General features: G+C 56.3%; 20 protein-coding genes. All 20 read right to left on the bottom strand.

Features of this window, described 5'->3' with window-relative positions:
- Nucleotides 1-24: 24 nt before the first annotated feature.
- The 20 genes from HMPREF9334_RS10865 to hpt all read right to left on the bottom strand — a co-directional run bounded on the left by HMPREF9334_RS10865 (nt 25) and on the right by hpt (nt 21165).
- Nucleotides 25-495, bottom strand: a complete 471-nt coding sequence (locus HMPREF9334_RS10865) for an FMN-binding protein (RefSeq protein WP_006693516.1) — start codon at nt 493-495, stop codon at nt 25-27.
- Between the two features lie 2 nt (nt 496-497).
- Nucleotides 498-1157 carry an ABC transporter ATP-binding protein gene (locus HMPREF9334_RS10860; RefSeq protein ID WP_006693515.1) on the bottom strand — a complete coding sequence of 220 codons (660 nt, stop codon included), beginning with the start codon at nt 1155-1157 and terminating at the stop codon, nt 498-500.
- A gap of 13 nt (nt 1158-1170) precedes the next feature.
- The gene (locus HMPREF9334_RS10855; RefSeq protein ID WP_006693514.1) at nt 1171-2304 is read right to left on the bottom strand and encodes an ABC transporter permease; all 1134 of its coding nucleotides are present in this window, start codon (nt 2302-2304) and stop codon (nt 1171-1173) included.
- A gap of 3 nt (nt 2305-2307) precedes the next feature.
- Nucleotides 2308-3591: an ABC transporter permease gene (locus HMPREF9334_RS10850; protein WP_006693513.1), complete on the bottom strand. Its 1284-nt coding sequence runs from the start codon at nt 3589-3591 to the stop codon at nt 2308-2310.
- Nucleotides 3592-3612: 21 nt separating this feature from the next.
- Entirely contained in the window at nt 3613-4878 is a 1266-nt protein-coding gene (locus HMPREF9334_RS10845) for a DUF2318 domain-containing protein (RefSeq protein ID WP_006693512.1), read from the bottom strand.
- 121 nt (nt 4879-4999) lie between these two features.
- The gene (locus tag HMPREF9334_RS10840) at nt 5000-5569 is read right to left on the bottom strand and encodes an iron transporter (RefSeq protein ID WP_006693511.1); all 570 of its coding nucleotides are present in this window, start codon (nt 5567-5569) and stop codon (nt 5000-5002) included.
- Between the two features lie 52 nt (nt 5570-5621).
- A complete protein-coding gene (locus tag HMPREF9334_RS10835) occupies nt 5622-6818 on the bottom strand; it encodes an FTR1 family iron permease (protein ID WP_006693510.1) in 1197 nt (398 codons plus the stop codon).
- Nucleotides 6819-6857: 39 nt separating this feature from the next.
- Complete coding sequence (locus HMPREF9334_RS10830; protein WP_006693509.1) at nt 6858-7499, bottom strand: energy transducer TonB; 642 nt, start codon at nt 7497-7499, stop codon at nt 6858-6860.
- Nucleotides 7500-7910, bottom strand: coding sequence for an ExbD/TolR family protein (locus HMPREF9334_RS10825; RefSeq protein WP_006693508.1), 411 nt, complete (start codon nt 7908-7910; stop codon nt 7500-7502).
- The gene (locus HMPREF9334_RS10820; protein WP_039957582.1) at nt 7900-8487 is read right to left on the bottom strand and encodes a MotA/TolQ/ExbB proton channel family protein; all 588 of its coding nucleotides are present in this window, start codon (nt 8485-8487) and stop codon (nt 7900-7902) included. Before HMPREF9334_RS10820 ends, HMPREF9334_RS10825 begins: the two co-directional genes overlap by 11 nt.
- A gap of 208 nt (nt 8488-8695) precedes the next feature.
- Entirely contained in the window at nt 8696-9892 is a 1197-nt protein-coding gene (locus tag HMPREF9334_RS10815; protein WP_006693506.1) for a pyridoxal phosphate-dependent aminotransferase, read from the bottom strand.
- 75 nt (nt 9893-9967) lie between these two features.
- Nucleotides 9968-11356, bottom strand: a complete 1389-nt coding sequence (locus HMPREF9334_RS10810; RefSeq protein ID WP_039957537.1) for an aminopeptidase — start codon at nt 11354-11356, stop codon at nt 9968-9970.
- Between the two features lie 11 nt (nt 11357-11367).
- Complete coding sequence (gene dusB, locus HMPREF9334_RS10805; protein ID WP_039957536.1) at nt 11368-12339, bottom strand: tRNA dihydrouridine synthase DusB; 972 nt, start codon at nt 12337-12339, stop codon at nt 11368-11370.
- 8 nt (nt 12340-12347) lie between these two features.
- A complete protein-coding gene (locus HMPREF9334_RS10800; RefSeq protein WP_006693503.1) occupies nt 12348-13115 on the bottom strand; it encodes a type III pantothenate kinase in 768 nt (255 codons plus the stop codon).
- 15 nt (nt 13116-13130) lie between these two features.
- Complete coding sequence (locus tag HMPREF9334_RS10795; RefSeq protein WP_006693502.1) at nt 13131-14102, bottom strand: biotin--[acetyl-CoA-carboxylase] ligase; 972 nt, start codon at nt 14100-14102, stop codon at nt 13131-13133.
- Between the two features lie 97 nt (nt 14103-14199).
- Nucleotides 14200-15552, bottom strand: coding sequence for a bifunctional glycosyltransferase/class I SAM-dependent methyltransferase (locus HMPREF9334_RS10790; RefSeq protein ID WP_006693501.1), 1353 nt, complete (start codon nt 15550-15552; stop codon nt 14200-14202).
- Between the two features lie 43 nt (nt 15553-15595).
- Nucleotides 15596-16396, bottom strand: a complete 801-nt coding sequence (gene rfbF / locus HMPREF9334_RS10785) for a glucose-1-phosphate cytidylyltransferase (RefSeq protein ID WP_006693500.1) — start codon at nt 16394-16396, stop codon at nt 15596-15598.
- A 56-nt stretch (nt 16397-16452) separates the two neighbouring features.
- Nucleotides 16453-18318, bottom strand: coding sequence for a glycosyltransferase (locus tag HMPREF9334_RS10780; RefSeq protein ID WP_006693499.1), 1866 nt, complete (start codon nt 18316-18318; stop codon nt 16453-16455).
- Between the two features lie 292 nt (nt 18319-18610).
- Nucleotides 18611-20605: an ATP-dependent zinc metalloprotease FtsH gene (gene ftsH / locus HMPREF9334_RS10775; RefSeq protein ID WP_006693498.1), complete on the bottom strand. Its 1995-nt coding sequence runs from the start codon at nt 20603-20605 to the stop codon at nt 18611-18613.
- A gap of 14 nt (nt 20606-20619) precedes the next feature.
- Nucleotides 20620-21165: a hypoxanthine phosphoribosyltransferase gene (gene hpt, locus HMPREF9334_RS10770; protein WP_006693497.1), complete on the bottom strand. Its 546-nt coding sequence runs from the start codon at nt 21163-21165 to the stop codon at nt 20620-20622.
- Nucleotides 21166-21181 lie beyond the last annotated feature (16 nt).

The raw sequence follows: 21181 nt of genomic DNA, 5'->3' as shown, positions 1-21181 counted from the left end.
ACTTCCATTTTATCTGTATACGATTTACTTCTTCGCCGCTTCGACCGCCTTTGCGACCGCCTCGTTAAACTGGTCATAGCTGACGGTTGCGCCCGCGATGGCATCGACCTTCGCGAGATCCTTCTTGCTCTCCAGCTGGCTTGCGTACGAGCCGATTGCCTTGTAGGCGTTCTGCGCTTTCTTGCGCACACCTTCGGGCTTATCCGCGCCGTAATTCTCGTCTTTTACCTTGCCGTCCTTGTCAAAGCCCGTATGAACGACCTTCGTGATCGCACCGTTTGCGATCGTCAATTCAACATGCGAGTGACCAAGCTGTTCGTGCTTGGAACTATCCCCCGCAAACGTACCATCCTTGACCCCTGTCATATCGAGTGACACCGTCTGTGCGGCAGGCTTCGCATCGTTTTTCGGTGCTTCCTTTTTCTCATCGCCGCAGCCTGTGATCATAACCCCGATCGAGAGAAGTACAGCAAGCCCCAATACGCTTTTCTTCATCGTCACGCCGTCCTTTCACGCATATGACCATGTTCGATGATGACGCAGCGCTGCGCCTCATCGCCGACCTCGGCGGAGTGGGTAACAGTCAGGATCGTATGCCCCTCATCGTGCAGCTCATGGAAGATCTTCATGACAAGCTTCTGGTTCTGCTCGTCGAGGTTGCCCGTCGGCTCATCTGCAAGGATGAGGACGGGATAGTTGATGAGGGCACGCGCGATGCAGACGCGCTGCTGCTCACCGCCCGAGAGCTGACTCGGCAGATGGCTCGCGCGGTCGGCGAGTCCGACGCGCTCAAGTGCCGCCATTGCCTCGTCACGGTCGGGCATACTGTGGTAGTACTGCGCGACCATGATGTTCTCGACCGCCGTGAGGTACGGGATCATGTGGAACTGCTGAAAGACGATGCCGATCTTGTCGCGGCGATAGCGCGTCAGCTCCTCGGGAGTCGCATCCGTCAGCACCTCGCCGTCGAGGATGACCTCGCCGCTCGTCGCACTGTCCATACAGCCGATGATGTTCATGAGCGTCGACTTGCCCGAGCCGGAGGGGCCCATGACCGCAAGCCATTCGCCTTTTTCAACCTTCAGATTGACATCGTCCAGAGCGAGTACCTTTTCATTGTACGCCTTGGAAACGTGCCGCAGTTCAAGCAAACTCATGCGTTATTCCTCCTCATTCGCCGCGCAGGATAATCGCGGGATCTACATTCGTCGCAATGCGCACGGGCAGGAGCGATGCAAGCCCCGTGACAAAGACAGACATGACGAGTGCAACAACGACGATGGTCGCCGAGAACTCGATGCCGCGTCCGAAGACGTTGACGCTGACACTCTGGGCAAAGAGATAGCCAAAGCCCGAGCCGAGCACGCCGCCGAGCGCACCGAGGAGGCACCCCTCGCCGAAGAACTCCATGACAATGTGACGGTTATCCGCACCGAGTGCCTTCTTCAGACCGATCTCGCGGCGACGCTCCGTCACAATCGCCATCATTGTTGTCGAGACGCAGATCAGCGTCAAGACGAGGACAACGACGGTGACGATGAGCACGAGCGCTTGAAGTTTCCCAAGCACCGTGCCCTCGGACTGGGCAATCTGCTTGACCAGCTGCGGCTCAACACCGGGCACGTCCGCACGGATCTTCTCCTCCGCACGCGTCAGTTCATCCTGCCCCGCAACGACCGAGACCTGCGCAAGGCTCAGCTCACCGGGGCGTTCCTTCATGCTCTGCATATCGGGCAAGGAGACAAAGACAAAATTCTCCTCGTTTCCGCCCGTACGGACAATGCCGGACACGCGGTAATCGCTCACGATCGTGCCCTCGCCGCCCGAAACGGTAATCGTATCACCGGGGTTCACACGCAGCTTTGCCGCAAACTCCGCACCGAGCAGGATCTCCTTCTCCCCTGCCGTCGGCCAGTCACCGCGAATCTGCCAATACGGACTGACCTCCTGCAGGACGGAAAAATCCGTACCACCCGCCATCACCGTCTGATGGTTGATGAGAAGCGTATCGTAAAGGAACGGTGTGATGCCGACGATCTCATAGCCCGAGAGGGACTTACGCACGGCGGCAATCGAATCCTCCTGAATCGCTCCTTTGTCCGTCCCCGGCAGAATGAGGAGGTTCGCACCGTAGGCGCGGAATGCGCGTCCCATCTGTTCGGGGACTTCCTTGTAGACCGTAATCATGCCCGAGATGATCGTCGCCCCAATGGCGACGGCGAGCAGAGCGATTGCCATGCGTGCACGCCGGCGCAGGAGGGAATTGGCGACCATGATAAAGAACATTTTATATCGATTCATCATTCATCACCTGCCATAGAGAACCTCTGCCGGCTGCAGCGACAGAAGCATACGGATCGCGGGCACACTCCCGATGATCAGCACGAGCGACATGAGCACGGCAATGATCGGAATGACATACGGATTGACCGCAATGCCCGAGCCAAAGACATTCTCGCCGATGAGCTGCGCAAAGCCAAGCCCCACGACATAGCCGAGGATGCCGCCCATAATCCCCGCGATAAAGATCTCCGCAAGCACGGAGAGCACGACCGCGAGATTCGTCGCGCCGAGCGCCTTGAGAAGTCCGAGCTCACGGCTGCGCTCCATGATGTTCGCACTGATGAGGTTACTGACACCGAGGCTCGAAGAGAGCAGCGACAAAACCGTAATCAGCAGCATAAGGAGCTGCGTCTTGCCGAGAATCTTGCCCTCGGACTCTGCAATCTGGCGCACGGGATGCGCCGCCGCATTCTGCATGACCTCCTCGATCTGATAGGCGATCGAGCCGACATATGAGGTGCAGTACCAGATGTCATACTCCGCCTGTGAGAGCGACTTCGGGTTCTCTGCCGCCTTGCGTGCAAGATCATTCTCCGGTGTCGTCATCGCACTGACCTCAACCTGATCGATCTTCCCCGCAGCGTTTGCAAGATTCTGCGCGAGAGCAAGTGAGCCGACGATCTGGTTCTCCTCATCGCCGCCGCCCGAAAGGATGCCGGTGACCGTCAACGTGCCATCCGCCCCGTCCGGCTTCTTGTACGAGAGTGTACTGCCCGCCGACACGCCGAGTTTCTGTGCAAGCTTCGTACCCACGAGTACCTGCTCCGTCTGCGTATCGTCTGCCCAGTCACCGTCAACGTGCCACCATGACTTCATGAACTTCACACCCGTGGTGTAGACCTCATCCGTCGGCAGCGTGAGCGTATGCTCAAACCACGTACCGAAGAGCGGAACGGTCTCACCGTCCGCAAGCGTCATATTCGTCGTCAGTGATGGTGCAAATGCGACGATGTTGTTCGTCCAGAAAATTGTCTTGATGTTGCCGAGATCCGATTCTTCGAGGTATTCACGATGTGTACTCTTCGTGGTTTCCACGCCGTAAAGATCCTTGAGCACCATCGAGTTGCGCGGTGTTACCGTGATGTTCGCACCGAATGCCTTCAGCTCCTGATTGACCTTCTCGCCGATGTCGAACATGACATTCAGCATGGCAGTCGCGAGCGAAACGCCAAGGGCGACCGTCAGGGCGATGAGGATGAACCTCCCGCGCTGACGGATGAGTGCCCCTTTTACCATTTGCCAAAACATGGCTTTCCTCCTCTCATGCCGTCAGCGGAAGTGAATGCGCGCCGCTTCAAGCGTATCCCCTGCGATCTGCACCGCACCGTTTGCCACACGGTACTCCACGGGGATCGGGTTACAGCCGCCGGGAAGGCCGATCGTCGCCTTGTTCATGACGACATCGCAAAGGCGGCAGACAATCTGTCCGTCGCGCTCGAAGTACCCCGTCGGTCCGCAGATCTCACACGCATCAAGGCCCACACCGAATGCGGAGCCGCCCTTCTGGACGATGATGACACGCACCTCCGTCCCATCTGAGGCACGGAAGGCATAACGGTGGAGATGTCCGTCCGAGACCTCCTCGAGCGGAATCTGCACAAGACCATCCTCCGCCTTGACTGCAACGGCAGGGACAAGCTGCTCCTTCTTGTTCGCATACCAGCCGCCGACGCTCGATATGAGGATTGTCAGGACGAGCATTGCAAGAAGTCCCGATCCCCAGCGCTTGCGCCGAATCGCACGGGCGAGCAGCTGACGGTACTGCGCGGGATTTGCCCAAGCGGGACGCTCGGGACGCGGCTGCAGAAAGAGCGTGACAGGCACGAGAATCGACACAAAGTAAATCGCATAGATGATCTTGTTCTGATTGTCGATGAACGAAGCCATGAAGGAGATGAGGCTTTCTGCACCAAACACCTGCCGCGCCATCATGACCGTCATGACAAATATAACCTGCTGCACGGCAGTCGCCGCAATCTGCACAGTAAAGACGAAAACAAGACGTCCGTGGTTGAGTGCTGCAGCCGCGTGGTACGCCAGATACCCTGAGAGGAAGCCGAGGAAGATCCCGCTGAAAAAGCCGAGCATCTTCACGAAGAAGGTCAATGTGAAATAATCCCCCATCGCAACCTGAACCGTAGCAACGGGGATCAGCCAAAGCTCCAACCCATGATAGAGGAAGATGCCAAGCGCGAGTGCTCCGGTTCCAAGGCGGAAGACACGTTCCTCCCCCGCTGTCCATTCGCGGTGCAGGCTGCGCAGGAGGATCGTACAGAGAACGAGCGCGCCCACGAGATCGACACCGATTGCCATGCTCTCGAAAATCTCGCGGTTGACTGCGGACTTTGTGCCGACACGCACGGCAGTCATAAAGAGCGAGAGGAAAAAGCCCCATTTCAAAACGCGCACAAACGTATGGCGGATGCTTTGATTCGGCAGGGGCAGAATGATTGCAAGCAGAATACCGAGCGGCACAGCGAGCTTGATGCTCTCTTCGAGCGCCGGTACCAATTGTTGTAGAAACGCCTGTAACATTGTAATAACCCTTTCCTACTAGAAAAGCCGCCGTCCCCGAAGGACGGCAGCCATTCTAATTCCGGCAGGACAGTGTACGGCACAGGAATCCCGCGCCGTCATCGTCCGGGAGTAGCTGAAATTACCACTTACGCGGAACGTAGTTGAACACCCAGCTCATCTTGACCGGCTCGGTCCAGAGATGACCCGGAACGCCCGTCTCCTTATCGGTGTGGAGCATGTAGTTCTGACGTGCGGGGCTGTCGATCGTGAACTCGCAGTCATAGGTGCCCGCGCCGAGCATCTTGACATTCGCGCCATAGTGCGGACCATCGTCTGCGCTCATCGGCATGAATACGCCTTCGAGGCTCTCGCCCGTCTCACGCTTCGTGAACTTGTAGTGCACCGTCAGATAGGGAATCCACTCGCCGACACCAAAGCCGCACTCGTTGCCCTCGGTTGCATGGATATCCGTCTCAATGTGGATATCCGCCTGATCTGCCGGGAGGCTCATGCCGGCAGGCTCCATCGTAACTGGCTGGAAGTACACGAGCGCAACCTTGAAGTGGTTCGTCGTATCCTCAATCTCGTCGCCGATCGGGAACTCCTCGAACGCAGCTTCGCTGACATTCGCATTGATCGCAAACGTAGAGAATGCGACGGCGCCAACGGCAAGCGCCTTCTTGAGCATGCTGAGACCGGATTTCTTCATGGGATAATCCTCCTTACAAAGATGAAACACTGCTCCCTCTTGCGGGGAAAACTCACGCCTCTGCCGCAGCAGAGCGTTTTCTATATGATACCATCGCGACCGCCGCTGCAATCAGCAGAATCTGCGGCACAATGGTTTCATAGGTGGGATAAAGCCCGAGCAAGTCGATGCTCGGCACGGGAACCGCCTCGATGACCGAGGTGGAGATCACATCGGCCTCCTGCAGTTCCTTGAGTCCGCCGCCAAGGAACGTAACGGCGAGAATGAACATGAACGCGCTCGTCACCTTGAAGAACGGACCGATCGGGATGCGCAGCGCACCGCGCTGCATGAGGAAGAAGAGCAAGGCAAGCGCCGCACACGCAGCGACAAAACCGCCCCAGATCATATCGACATCGCCGATGGCGTTGTTGAAGAGTGCCTGATAGAAGAGAATGACCTCTGCGCCCTCGCGATAGACGGCGAGGAATACGGCGAAACCGAGCGCACGTGATTTCCCCGTCGAGAGCGTCAGCTTCACCTGGCTGTCAATGTAGGATTTCCATGCCTTCGCGTTGGACTTGCCGCCCATCCATGCAGATGTGCCGAGGAGGACAAGGACGGCGAAGAGTGCCGTACAGCCCTCGATGATCTCACGTCCGGAGCCCGTTGTCGTCGTATTGTCGAGAATCTCGGCAAAGAGATAGGCACTGATAAAGCTTGCAATAACGCCTGCAATCGCCCAGTTATAGACGGTGGAGAGTTCCTTCTCGTGTCCGGCACGCCCAAGGTAGGCGATGATGCCGACGAGTACGAGGATCGCCTCAACGCCTTCACGCAGAAGGATGAGGAACGCCTGCAGGAACATGCCCCAACCGCCCGACTGCACCCCCGCCGTCTCGAGGGTTGTCACTTCTGCCTGAACCATATCGAGGAGTTTTTTTCCCTCGGCTTCTACCTCGGACTGCGGTGCACCCGAGCGGATCGCCTTTTTCAGCGTGTAGAACTGGTACTCCGTGAGGTTCGCACTCTTGGAAGAGATCCCGCTGCGCACGGCACTCTCCAGACCGTCCTTTTCATAGATGCCGTAGTAGATATCATTGACGGCATCCTTTGCCCCCTCCGCATTGCCTGATTGGTAGATCGTATAGACATTATTCATCTCAGCGGCAATGTGGTCGTGGATCTGCTGCCACGTCTGCGCAGCATTTGTGGATGCTGCAGGCAGGAGCAGAAAGAGTGCCATAATGAATACAATGAGTTTTCTCATGGGATTACTTATTCCTCTCCTTCTTCCAGCACATGCACATTATTTGATATTGCGTGCAGGCTTCATGTTAAAGTAAACAGGACACTGCATATCGGATTCCATCGGTTGCCCGTTCATATCCTTCGCGGGCTCGAATTTCCACTGCTTCTCGACAATGCGCCGCGCCATCCGATCGTAGAGCGCATTTCCGGAGGAGACCTGGATGCGGGTGCTGATAACCTTGCCGTCCGTACCGATGCGTGCCGAGACGGCAATGCGTCCCTTGAACTGAATGACACCATAGGGCGGCTGTTCCGCGTGCAGGATCTTGCCCGGCATGCCGATTTGCTTCCCCTCACCGGATCGAAGGACCTTTGGTTCCTCCTTCTCCGGCGTTTCCTCAACTTCCTTCAGAATCTCCGTGATGGCTTCTTCCGGGACCTCCGCCTCGACCACGGCAGGTTCTTCTTCGACCTGTTCCGGTTCAGGCGGCGGTGGCGGCGGCGGAGGTTCCTCCGCCTGCTCCTCCTCGGGAGGCCCTGGATCATCCGCGAGTTCGACCCACTCCATCGGCTCCTCCTGTGGAGGTGCTTCAAGTGCTTTGAATACGTGCGGAATCAGGATCGTCAGAAAGAGCCACGCAATGATGTGAAAGAAGAACGCGAGAACAAAGGCGAGACGCCAATGTGTCTGATACTGCACTCAGACCCCTCCCGTCTCCGTTGCGATGGACACATGGCGCGTCCCCGCCTCCTTGAGCGCGTCAAAGACGGTGACGACAAACTGATAGTCTGCCTTGCGGTCGCCTCGTACGACAAAGACCGTATCGGGATCATCTTCGAGCTGTGTCTTGACCCGCGCTGTGAGTTCCCGCGTCGGTTCCTCATCGCGGTCGAAGAGGACCTTGCCGTCCTCTGTCACCGTGATGGAGACAATGTGCGGACGCGTATCCTGTTTGGCGCTTGCCGCTTGTGGGAGACTGACCTGCACTGTGCTCGCATTCACCATATACATCGTACTGAGCATGAAGAAGACGAGCAGGAAGAGCATAATGTCGATCATCGGGATAATCATGACGAGCGGTTCGCGCACATCATGAAAATTACGACGCATGAGAACGCCCTCCATCATTTGCGGCAAAACCCGCGAGCAGGGTATTCATCGTCTTTTCGAGCAGCGTCAGCATCGTGTCCATGCGCTGCGCAAAGTAGGTGTGCACAACAAGTGCAAAGATCGCGACAAGAAGTCCCGTTGCCGTTGCAATCAGTGCTTCGCCAATGCCGCCTGTAATCGCCATCGGCTGACCCGCCTGCAGGTTGAACACGCTGAACGACTGGATCATCCCCGAGATCGTCCCCAGAAGCCCGAGCAACGGAGCAAGTGTGACGATCGTCGAGAGATAGTTGAGGCGTGCACGCAGAAGCATTGCCGCATCACCGTAGGCCGCCTCAAGCGTCATGGGAACATCCTCCCCCGCCGCACGCGCATCGACCGCACTCTGTATGAGATGGGCGACCATGTTGTCCTTGCCCTTCACGGCAGGTGCTACCTCATCCAGCTTCTTCTTGCGAAGTGCAGCGGCAACATCTGCCTCAAGAGCGCGTGCGCCCTGCGATGCACGTCGATAGAGCAAAAAACGGTCGATGGCAATCGCCGCCACTGTGAGCGAGCACAGGAGCAGCAGGTACATTACCGGCCCGCCTTTTTCAAAGAGTTCAGCACTGGTCAAAAGGAACACCCTCCTTGTCAAACGCACAAAACGCGCGTAATCCCCCTATAAATTCGTAGTATATCAGTCGATAATGATATCCCTTACGAAATGTAAATCGGTATTAAGTATAGCTCTGCAGAGACCGATTGTCAATATATATTTTTAATGAAGCTATTATTAACGAATTTCATTCATGTATTTCTTTATAAGTCTTTGCCAATTTTTGAAACTGCGGCAGCGCACGCTCGATCATCTCCGTACGCACGCAATACGCCGCGCGGAAATACCCGGAACAGCCGAAGTCCGTGCCCGGCACGAGCAGAAGATCGAACTCACGTGCGCGTGCACAGAACGTCGCATCGTCCTCCTCAAGTGCCTTCGGAAAGAGGTAGAACGCTCCCTGCGGACGCATGCATTCAAACCCCGCCGCCGTCAGTCCGTTGTAGAGGAAGCTTGCATTATGTGCATAGGTGCTCAGATCTGCAGATTTTCCCGCACAGCGTGCGATGACGAGCTGCCAAAGGGAGGGTGCATTAACATGCGTAAGGACACGTGCAGCACCTGCTATCGCACCATAGACGCGTGCAAAATCCGCAGCGGTATCCGGAACGACGATGTAGCCGATACGCTCACCCGGTAAGGAGAAGGACTTACTGTAGGAGTAGCAGACAATCGTGTTATCATAATAGAGAGGAATACACGGTACGGTCAGTCCATCGTAGACGATCTCGCGATAGGGCTCGTCCGCGATGATAAAAATCGGATGTCCATACGTCTGCTCCTTTGCATACAGGAGTTCTGCAAGCCGCCGAAGGGTCTCCGCGCTGTAGACCGCACCGCTGGGATTATTTGGAGAGTTGATGATGACAGCCTTCGTATGCGCCGTGATTGACGCCTCGAGAGCGGCAAAGTCAATCTGAAAATCGTCTGTCTTTGCAGGCACAACGACAAGTTTCCCCCCGCACGCCTCGACAAAGACACGGTACTCCGGAAAAAATGGGGCAATCGTGACGAACTCATCTCCCGGCTCGGCAAGAGCCTTGAACGCAATGGTCACGGATGCCGCCGCGCCCGCCGTGAGAAAGAGATTTTTTCCCGTGACCTCCATGCCAAATCGTTTTTTGAGATCGGCGGCAAGGATCTCACGCACCTGCGGTTTTCCGGGCGCAATCGTGTAGCCGTGCACCTCCATCGGATCACTGTGTGTCAGGATGTCCACCGCCGCGTCTCGAATGAAGTCGGGGGTCGGCACACTCGGATTGCCAAGGCTGAAGTCAAAAACATTCTCCGCGCCGACCTCCGCCGCACGCTTCTGCCCGTATTCAAAGATCGTGCGAATCGTGGATTTCTTCGTGCCGAGTTCGTACATCTGCTCTGAGACCATCGAATGCTCCTTTCCAAATAAAGCCTCCCCCGTTGCTGCGGGGGAGGGAAGCCGCGTAAGCGGCGGTGAGGACACTTATGCGTTCCGCAGGAACACGTCGTAGCCCTTCTTCATTTCGTAGATATCAACCTTGCTCGTAACCTCCCACGGCGCGTGCATACTCATGACGGCAACGCCGTTGTCGATGACATCCATGCCGTAACGTGCCATAATGTAGGCGATCGTACCGCCGCCACCGAGGTCGACGCGCCCGAGTTCCGCGAGCTGATAGCTGACGCCATTTTCGTCCATCATGCGGCGCAGCTCGCCAAGGTACTCTGCACTCGCATCGCTCGATCCGGATTTACCGCGTGCACCCGTGAATTTGTTGAACACCATGCCGCGCCCGAGATAGGCGACGTTCTTCTTCTCGAACGCGTCCGCATAGAGCCCATCGTACGCGCTCGAGACATCCGAGGAGAGCATCTTTGAGCGTGCGAGTGTACGGCGCAGGGCGATCTCCGTGTATTGTCCGCAGGCGGAGAGCACTTCCGCGACCATGTTCTCAAAGAAGCGCGACTGCATCCCCGTCGCGCCGACGCTGCCGATCTCCTCCTTGTCCACGAGCAGACAGCACGCCGTGCGCTTTACTGCTTCCGTCTCGAGCATGGAGCAAAGTGCCGTATAGGAGCAGACGCGGTCATCCTGCCCGTAGCCGAGCACCATGCTGCGGTCAAAACCAAGCTCGCGTGCACGTCCCGCCGGAACGAGCGTCAGCTCCGCTGAGTTGAAGTCCTCCTCGGTAATGTCATAGTGCTCCTTGAGGAGCGCGAGAATTCCGTCCTTGACGGACTCCTTGTCGTCTTTTTTCAGCGGATAGCCACCAATGAGCACGTCCAGCTTCTCGCCCTCGATGACCTTTGATGCCTTTTTCTCAAGCTGTTCTTGCGAGAGATGTACGAGGAGATCCGTCACGCAGAAGACGGGGTCGTCCTCCTTTTCGCCAAGTGTGATCTCGACAACCGTGCCGTCTTTCTTCACGACGACACCATGGAGTGCAAGCGGGATCGTCACCCACTGGTACTTCTTGATGCCGCCGTAGTAGTGCGTGTCGAAATACGCCAAACCATTGTCCTCGTACAGAGGGTTCTGCTTCACATCAAGACGGCAGGTGTCAATGTGCGCGCCGAGGATGTTCATGCCACGCTCCATCGGCTCCGTCCCGATATGGAAGAGCACGATTGCCTTCTTCATGTTGACGGCGTAGACCTTATCCCCCGCCGCAAGCGTTTTCCCCTTCGTGATGACATCCGCAAGGTCGCGATAGCCCGCTGCGCGTGCACGGCGGACTGCCTCCGTCACGCTCTCGCGCTCCGTCTTACAGTCCGAGAGGAAATCAATGTAGCTGTGCGCGAGTGCATCGACTGCTGCGCGTTCCTCCGATGTGTATTTCGACCAGACCGAGATCTTCTTATCGTCACTCATATGTATTCCTTTCATATATCCCATGCCTCGTGCAAAATCTGCACGAATTCATCTTTTGATGCCGCACGATTGAAGCGCTCACGCAGCTCTGCACTGCCCTTTAGCCCGCGCGTGTACCATGCCGCATGCTTTCGCATCTCACGGATGCCGATGTATTCGCCTTTGTATCCGACAAGGAGATCCAGATGCCGCAGGATGACCTGTGCACGCTCCGTGCGTGTCGGCGGGGGCAGCTCCTCCCCCGTGTGCAGCCAGTGAATGAGCTGCGGAAAAATCCACGGATTCCCCTGCGCGCCACGTCCGATCATCACCGCATCTGCACCTGTGATGTCGAGTGCACGCGCAAGATCGGCGGGACGACGGATGTCACCGCTCACAATCACGGGAATATTGATGGCACGCTTCACCTCGGCGATCGCTGCATAGTCCGCATTGCCGCTGTAGAACTGCTCACGCGTCCTCCCGTGCACGGCAACGGCATCGACACCGACCGCCTCCGCCATCCGCGCAATCTCCACGGCATTGCGCGAGGCATCATCCCAGCCGAGCCGCATTTTCACCGTGAACGGCAGCTTTGTCGCCCGACGGACTGCTGTGAGTATCTCCTCCGCCTTTTTCGGCTCACGCATCAGTGCCGAGCCCTCACCGTTCTTCACGACCTTCGGTGCAGGGCACCCCATGTTGAAGTCCAGAATATCCGCCGTCCCGATCTCCTCGATGTAGGCGGCAGCCTCCGCCGCCATCGCCGCAGATTTGGCAAAGATCTGCATTGCAATCGGGCGCTCGCCCGCCTCCGTATGGAGCATCTTCATCGTATGCTCGTTGCGGTAGTGGATGCCCTGACTGCTCACCATCTCCGCAAACGCGAGCGGGCAGCCCATATCGTGCGCGATCACGCGGTACGCCGTGTCCGTAACCCCCGCCATCGGTGCGAGAAAGACAGGATCATCGAACGTAAACGCACCTATTTTCATGGGTCGCATCACAGTACTCACGCTTGATTCCGCTCGTAGAGAACGCGCAGCCCCGTCAGCGTCAGGAAGTGATCGACCTTGTCGATCGTCTGCGATTCCTTTGCCACCATGCGTGCAAAGCCGCCCGTCGCGACCACCTTCATCTCCATCGCCAGCTCCGCCTTGATACGGCGGACGATCTCGTCGATCTGCCCGACGTATCCGTAGATGATGCCCGCCTGCATGCCCTGGATCGTGCTGCGGCAGACCACGGTCTTCGGCGGCACAAGCTCGATGCGCGGCAGCTGTGCCGCACGCTGAAAGAGTGCCTCCGCACTTGAGCCGAGCCCCGGCGCGATCACGCCGCCGAGGAAATCCCCGTTTTCCGCCACGATGTCAAATGTTGTCGCCGTCCCGATATCGATGACGATGAGCGGCCCGCCGTACTGCTCATGCGCGCCGATGACGTTCACAATGCGGTCCGCACCAATCGCACGCGGATTTTCATAGTTCAGGCGTATCCCGGTACGTATGCCGGGGCCTACGATCAACGGGCGGATGCGGAAATACCGTTCGCACATCTTGCGCAGGGGAACGACAAGCGGCGGTACAACCGAGGAGATGATGATCGCCTTGATATCGGACATCTCAATGCCCTGATAACGAAACAATTCATTGAATAAGATGCCGTATTCATCGCCCGTCTTCTGCCGATCCGTCGAGATGCGCCAGTGGCGCAGAAGTTTTTTCCCCTCGTACGCGCCCATGACGATGTTGCTGTTGCCAATGTCCAATACTAGCAGCAAGTTCTTTCCTCCGTACTATTTCTTCGGGCGGATGGACACATCCCCCGCCAACACACGCCGCTGCCCATGCTCCGTATCGATGAGCAGCGCCCCCTCTGCATCAATATCCGACGCAACCCCTTCGAACTCCTCGCCCGCAGGTGCAATCACGCGGACGGTTTGACCGAGTGTCACAGCGTATTCCCGCCACGCTGCAAGCACGGAAGCGAATCCATCGCGCTGCACGTCCGCATAGAGCGCATCCAGCGCACGCAGAAGCTCCTGCAAAAACGCCACGCGCGACAGCGGCTCGCCCTTCATCTGCATCAGTGACGTCGCAACCGAACGCAGCTCCTCAGGGAAATCCTCGGGCGCAATATTCACGTTGATGCCGATGCCAATCACGACGTAGTTCACGCGATCCATCTCCGCACTCATCTCCGTGAGGATACCGACCAGCTTGCGCCCATCGTGCATGATATCATTCGGCCACTTGATCGCCGCGCGCAGTCCAAATTTCTCCATCGCACGCGCCACCGCGACCGCTGCCATCAGCGTACACTTCGGCGCGTCCTGCGGCAGGAACGTCGGACGCAGGAGAATGCTCACCCAGATCCCCTTGCCGGGCGGCGAAAAAAACGCACGCTCCATGCGCCCGCGCCCCGTCCCCTGACTGTCGGCGACTACCACCGTCCCGTCCTCCGCCCCCGCACGGGCGAGATCCTTGAGGACAAGATTTGTCGAGTTCACGGCATCATAGCAGATCACCTTTTGCCCGATGAGCCGTGTCGCGAGCCCTCGTGTGATTTCCGTCTCGATCAATCGGTCGGGAGACGAACGCAGTACATAGCCGCTGCGCGGCGCACTTGAGATATCATAGCCTGCGTCGCGCAGTGCCGCAATCTTTTTCCACACCGCCGCACGCGTCACGCCGAGCCGCTCCGCCATCTTTTCGCCCGAGATATAGCCGCCCGCCGCACGCAGGAGCTCCAACACATCGCTGCTCATATGCACCATCCAATCAAAAAGCCGTTATCCGCCCCATTATAGCGCAGATAACGGCTTCCCGCCACAAAAATATAGAAAAATATGAACGTCCTCTCCTCTATACGCGTTGTGCTCGCACAAGCCATTGATATGCTTCCAAATCCTCCGCATTTACATGAATTGTTTGAAGCGAAAGGACCTCATCTCTGAACTCTTTCCACTGTGGATCCAGAGGAAATCTCTTGGCTCGAATCTCACCAACAAGAAAACCTGCACCCTCAAACAGCTTGATAATCTCGGATTTTGTAAAGAACCGGAGATGTGTGCGGTCAAGCAGCCCGGCATCCTCGTACGTCCAGTGTCCACAGAGAACATTGTGGAGATTGCTGATATGTGCCACATTTGGAATACTCGCAATGATCGAACCACCCGGCACGAGCAGTTCCCGTATATTGCGGATCGCCGCCCACGGCTCCAAGAGATGCTCGATCACATCCCCCATAATAATATAGTCAAAGCGTTCGACGAAATTCGCAGGATCCAGATGTTCCACATTCATCGTGAGTATCTGCACAAACGGCGCAGCAATCGCCGCCGCACGCTCATTCAGCTCCACTCCGTAGAGTTTCGCCGTAGGATTCCGGCTTCCGATCTCGCGTAGGGTCACCCCGCAGGCACAGCCAATCTCCAGAACACGCAGCCCCTCCCGCGACAGATCCATCAACGGGAAAAGATCTGAACGCAGAGCAAAAGAGTAGTTGAGCGAAAGCCCCCATTTCGCCTGGAATTTCTCATACTCTTGTTGTTCACAAGCCTCCCATCCATACACACGGTCATCATGATGCACATAGACGTTTGGCAAAGACGCGACAGCATAGCCTGCCTGTGTCATACGCAGCGTGTAGTCGTACGCCGCAAGTGGAGGCATAACATACTGCTCGTCAAGGAATCCCACGGATTCAACGACATCCCGACGTACCATCAATGCGATCATCTCTGCAAAGATTTCCGGATGCGGTTTTACTCCACCGGATCGAATCCTCTCTGCCACAGCCGCAAAATCTGACCATGACTGATAGTTCGTCTCCGGAAGCCGCCGCGCCAATGCGTATGTGCGCGGCGCAACCGCCGTCACGGCTCCGATCGACGAATCTCGGATCAGCGCATCCAGCATATCCTCCGCCGCGTGCGGAGCAAGCAAAATATCTGCATGGAGAAATAGGACAACCTCGCCGACGGAAGCACGAATCCCCGTATTCACTGCATGGGAAAAGCCGCGATGCTCCGCCCGGCGGATCACACGAACATCATCCCCCGCTGCGGGAACTGTGACACATTCATCTGCCGACGATCCATCGTCGACAATGATGACCTCATACGGCAGACGAATGGTCTTTCGTATTGTCAAAAGGCAGCGATTGAGCTGTGCATTCATGTTGTATGCGGGGATGATGATACTCAGCTTTGGCATAGATACCTCATCTTTCCATAAATGGCTTCAAGGGAATTTCCTATCACCCTCTTGACAGTTGCCATAACTTCCACGGAGCATCACCACTCGCCCATAGAGTCTCCAATCGTCCCTTATCGCGCTGCGTATCCATGCACTGCCAGAACCCCATATGCTTAAACGCATGAAGCCTGCCTCGCTGCGCAATCGTCTCAAGCGGCTCCTTCTCAAAAATACACGTATCATCGTCACGCAGATAGTTGAATACCGCGGGCTCAACCACCATAAAACCGCCGTTGATCCAACCGCCGTCCTCCTTTGCCTTTTCGACAAAGCGGCTGACCGCATTGGTCGTGGATTCGATATCCAGCATACCGAATCTGCCGCCCGGCTGAACTGCCGTCATCGTAACGAGTACCTGCCCCTTCTTCTTCTCATGCGCTGCAATGAGTGCATGCAGATCGATATCACTCACCCCATCGCCATACGTCAGCATAAACGGCTCATCACCGATATACTTCTGAACACGCTTGATGCGGCACCCTGTCTGCGCATTGAGTCCCGTGTCGACGAGCGTCACCTTCCACGGCTCCGAGACATTGTTGTGCACTGTCATACGGTTCCCCTGCGTGAAGTCAAAGGTGACATCTGATGTGTGCAGATAGTAATCGGCAAAGTACTCTTTAATCATATAGCCCTTGTAGCCGAGGCAAATCACGAACTCATGAAAACCATAGTACGAGTAGATCTTCATGATGTGCCAGAGGATTGGCTTTCCCCCAATCTCGATCATGGGTTTTGGTCGGAGCACAGATTCCTCGCTGATCCGCGTACCAAATCCACCCGCTAGGATAACAACCTTCATACATCTGCTCCCTTCACCATAGAATGCTTCGCAAATGACAGCAAAGCGGTGTATCACTACACTTTACGAATGCGAAAAACAACACTGTCTCCGGATAAGAACTGGCACAAATACGCCCTGTCATTCTCCGGGGTTCCCAACGCAGCGTATATGCTCTGTGCAAAGGGCTCCGTCGCACCAAAATACTGTGCCCCTGTCACATAACCAATCTGTACCGCAGTCTCTGTATACTGCGCCCGCAATGCCGCAATAAGACGCGCCACCGGGTATGTACGCCGTCCATCGAGCGGCATAATGATATCGTAGGTAAGGAATGGAACCTCATTCGGCAGGCTCTCCATGGTATGCTCAAAGCTGTTGTAGTTTCTCAGCAAGGCGTAGACAAAGCCGTTTGGACGCAGATGTTCATGGCAACCGTGGAAGAACGGGAGAATGCGCGTGATCGGCAGATTGTTGAGCGGAGCGGCAATAATGATGATGTCATAGAGATCATGGATCTCCTCCGCGAGATGATCCAATGTATCCATATGCACGATATTGTCCGCCATGGAGCGCACATCAGACAGATAGCGGACATCGGTCACAACGGCATCGATCACCACACTCTGCCGCAGCTTGTGAAAATAATTGCGGACAGCCAGAAGTCCCTCACCAAACATCGGTTCAATCATAAGTACATGAACGTGAGAATCCCGTATATCCTGCTCCTTCAAAAAATCCTCCAAAAAGGCAAGATGTCCGCGTGACTCCCACGGGTCGACCTGCCACTTTGCGCGAAAGACAGGACGCATGGAGACGATGCTCTTATAGTTACCGCGCTTTGTGCGCACCTCATTCAATGTCGCACCACCGAAATGATGAACGAAGGTGTCCTTCGCGAGAATCTGTCGGAAGCCCGAACGGCGCAGCATCGCAGAAAAATCATCATCCTCGAAATCGCACATGACATAGCGATAGTCCGCGCGGATTTCAGGCACATCGAAGAGATTTGGCACAACGCTCACAAACGGCATGAGAATAGCCCGCTCCTCCCAGAGAAGCGGGTTCGACATGTTATTGCGGGCTGCGAATACCTGCATCTTCTCCATGTCCTCAAAGGTGTTCGCGTAGTCGACGGGAATCCCCTGCCCGTTGGAGATACAGTCTTCGTTACAGGTCGGCACAACCCAGAATACATCCTTCTCTGCCGCGTGAATAGCAAGCAGATTCTCAAGCCAGTGCTCCGTCGCAACGGCATCGTTCGAGAAATAGACGACGTATTCCCCCTCGACAATGTGACGGGCAATCCCCCAGCCGAGGTGGTTGTAAACATTATACTTCAGATTGATTTTCTTCTCATGCGGAAGGCTGTTAAAATACGCCTCCGTCTCGTCGGACGAGCCGTCGTTGATCGTGATGAGCTCAATGTCCCCACGCGAAAAATCCGTATGTCGAAACAGGCTATCGATCGCACAGCGCGAAAACTCCACCTTGTTGTAAGCAGGTACAATGATCGAGACACGGTACTTGAAATCTGTGCGGTGCGAGCGCTTACGCGCTGCCTCGAACGCCGCCAATGTCTCAGCAAGATGTTCCTCCTCCCGCTCCGGATGGCGCAGGATATTGTATTCGAGATCGAGCTGGATGCGCAGATCGAGAACAAGCGGACGCACTTCGTAGAAAAAAAGTTGTCGTGCCTCTTCCGATGTATGCGCCGCGAGTGTTTTATCTGCCGAATGCGCGGCATTCAATGCATAGCGACGACATTTCTCGACGAGTGTCCCTTCCTCGCGTGACAGGTAGTCAGCAACGCTGTCCATCACCGCACCAAAATCAGAAAGCACCTGCCGCGCCTCATCTGTAAATGTCCCCGCGTCCAGTACGGAGCCGACATAGTCAACTGCCACCTGCGCCGTCTCCATGATCTCCTCATACCACTGCATAGGAACTCCTCTTTGCATCTCTGATCGTCCTGTATGACACAACTATAGGAATCGCTGATAAAATGAAGTCTGTCAGATTGGCGTAGATTTTTCGTCCGAACAAGGAGGCAAACCGGACGCATAGCCAAAGCTATGTGGAGGGTTTGCCGACACAGTGCAGACAAAAAAGATGCGTCAAGGTGGCGGTGCTGAATTTATCAGTGCTTCCTATACTATCGTCAAAATATTGCCGTCCCTAAAGAAAAGGCACTGCCGCATTCTCACTTCCGCGGCAGAGCCTTTGTCTTGTCTCCTATTTATTCCATTGAGTCAGGTTAAACTTCGGCTCCGTCGTCGGAACAGGCGCAGTGCGCTCCTCAGCAGCGCGCTCCGCTTCCTCGCTCGTCTGCGTGGAGTCATCGATCACGACATCGACAGGGATCGGCAGAGGCTTTCCTGTATCATCTGGCTCGTCGCTCTTCGTCCCCTTGTCGCTGATCTTGCCCTTTGTCATCAGCTCCTCGAGCTCGGCTGCATTCAGCGTCTCACGTTCAAGGAGAGCCTCAGCGATCAAATCGAGTTTTTCACGATTCTCTGTGATGAGGACACGGCACGCCTCATATGCCTCTTCAATGTAGCGGCGCACCTCACGGTCGATTTCACCCGCGACCTCCTCGGAGTAGTTGCGGTCACGGTTGAAGTCGCGCCCGAGAAAGACCTGATGATTTTCCTCCCCGTAGGCAATCGGACCGATCGCCTCGCTCATGCCATACTGCATAATCATGCTGCGGATGATCTGTGTCGCCTGCTGAATGTCGCTTGACGCACCCGTACTGATCTCGCCGAGCACGACCTCCTCCGCAACGCGTCCGCCAAGCGCGACCTTGATGCGGTCGAACAGCTCGGAGCGCGTACGATAGGAACGATCCTCCTTCGGCAGGGACAGCATATAGCCACCCGCACGCCCGCGCGGGATGATCGTGACCTTGTGCACGGGATCGGCATGCTCGAGCAGCAGCCCGACGAGCGTATGACCACCCTCGTGATAGGCCGTGAGACGCTTCTCCTCGTCCGTCATGACGTGGGACTTGCGCTCGGGACCTGCCAGCACGCGCTCGATCGCCTCCTCCATCTCCGCCATGAAGATTTTCTTCTTGTTGCGGCGTGCAGCGAGGAGTGCCGCCTCATTCACGAGGTTGCTGAGATCCGCGCCCGTAAAGCCGGGCGTGCGGCGTGCAAGCACGTCCAGATTCGCATCCTCCGCAATGGGCTTGCCCTTCGTATGCACTTTGAGAATTGCCTCACGTCCGCGTACATCGGGCTTGTCCACGACAATCTGACGGTCAAAGCGACCGGGACGCAGGAGCGCGGGATCAAGCACGTCGGGACGGTTTGTCGCCGCGATGATGATGATCCCCTCATTCGAGGCAAAGCCGTCCATCTCGACGAGCAGCTGATTGAGCGTCTGCTCGCGCTCGTCATGACCACCGCCGAGCCCCGCGCCGCGCTGACGACCGACTGCGTCGATCTCATCGATGAACACAATGCACGGTGCAGACTTCTTCGCCTGTTCAAAGAGGTCACGCACGCGCGACGCACCGACACCGACAAACATCTCGACAAAATCCGAACCGCTGATCGTGAAGAACTGCACACCCGCCTCTCCGGCAACGGCCTTCGCAAGAAGGGTCTTGCCCGTGCCCGGAGGGCCGAAGAGCAGCACGCCTTTCGGAATCCGTGCACCGAGTTCGTTGAATTTATCGGGGGTCTTCAGGAACTCGACAACTTCCTCGAGTTCCTGTTTCGCCTCATCTGCACCCGCAACATCGGCGAACGTCACCTTTTTCTTGTCACTCACCATCAGACGTACACGGGATTTTCCAAAATTCATCATGCGCCCGCCGCCCATCTGGGACTGCTGCATGATAAAAAACCAGAACCCGATGAGAATCGCAATTGGAATGAGTGAGGTGAGCATCGTCTGCCACCACGGCGGCTCGGGCGGGTTTTCCGCCGAGATCGTGATTCCCTTGTCCGCGAGGCGCTTGTAGAGATCACGGTCGCTGTTTGGTGCGTCCGGCGCAATCGTTGTAAACTCCGTCCCATCCGTAAGTGTCCCACGGATGTTGTTCTGGATGATGACGACCTTGTCCACCTCGCCCGCCGTCACCTTCGCATTGAAGTCGCTGTAGCCGAGTGCTGTCGCCTGCGGGGCTTGATGGCTGCCCGACATATAGTCGGCGACCGTCCACACGACGAAGAACATGAGTGCATAAAAAGCCAGGTTTCGCAGGATTGATTGATTCAATTCTTCCCTCCCGTTTATTCGTAAACAGAACGCTTGAGCACCCCGATATAGGGCAGATTTCGATATTTTTCCGCATAGTCCAGTCCGTAGCCCACGAGGAACTCATCCGGAACTTCGTACCCAAGATAGTCGATCTCCACGGGCGCAACGCGGCGCGAGGGCTTCGACAAGAACGCGCAGATCTTGATGCTCTTCGGATGCCGCCCACGGAGCATCTGCTTCAGATAGTGCATGGTCATCCCTGAGTCGATAATGTCCTCGATAATGATGACGTGCTTGCCCTCGATCGAAAAGTCGAGATCCTTCAGAATCTTGACCTGTCCACTCGAGACCGTTGCATCCCCGTAGCTGGAGACGATCATGAAATCAAATGCGACGGGATGGTCGATCGCACGAACGAGATCCGTGAAAAAGACCGCAGCCCCCTTGAGTATCCCAACGCAGTAGACCGTCTCGGGGGCATCGCGATAATCCCGCGCAATCTCCGCACCGAGCTCCTGTACACGTGTGTGGATCTCATCGGCGGAAAAGGATATGCGCTCAATATCATTGTTCATCATCTGTCCATCGTCTCCT

This window comes from Centipeda infelix ATCC 43532, from assembly GCF_000234095.1.
GTDB classification, from domain to species: Bacteria; Bacillota; Negativicutes; order Selenomonadales; family Selenomonadaceae; genus Centipeda; species Centipeda infelix.
Note: the sequence above shows the minus strand (reverse complement) of the source record. Positions and strands in the feature narration are given on the sequence as shown.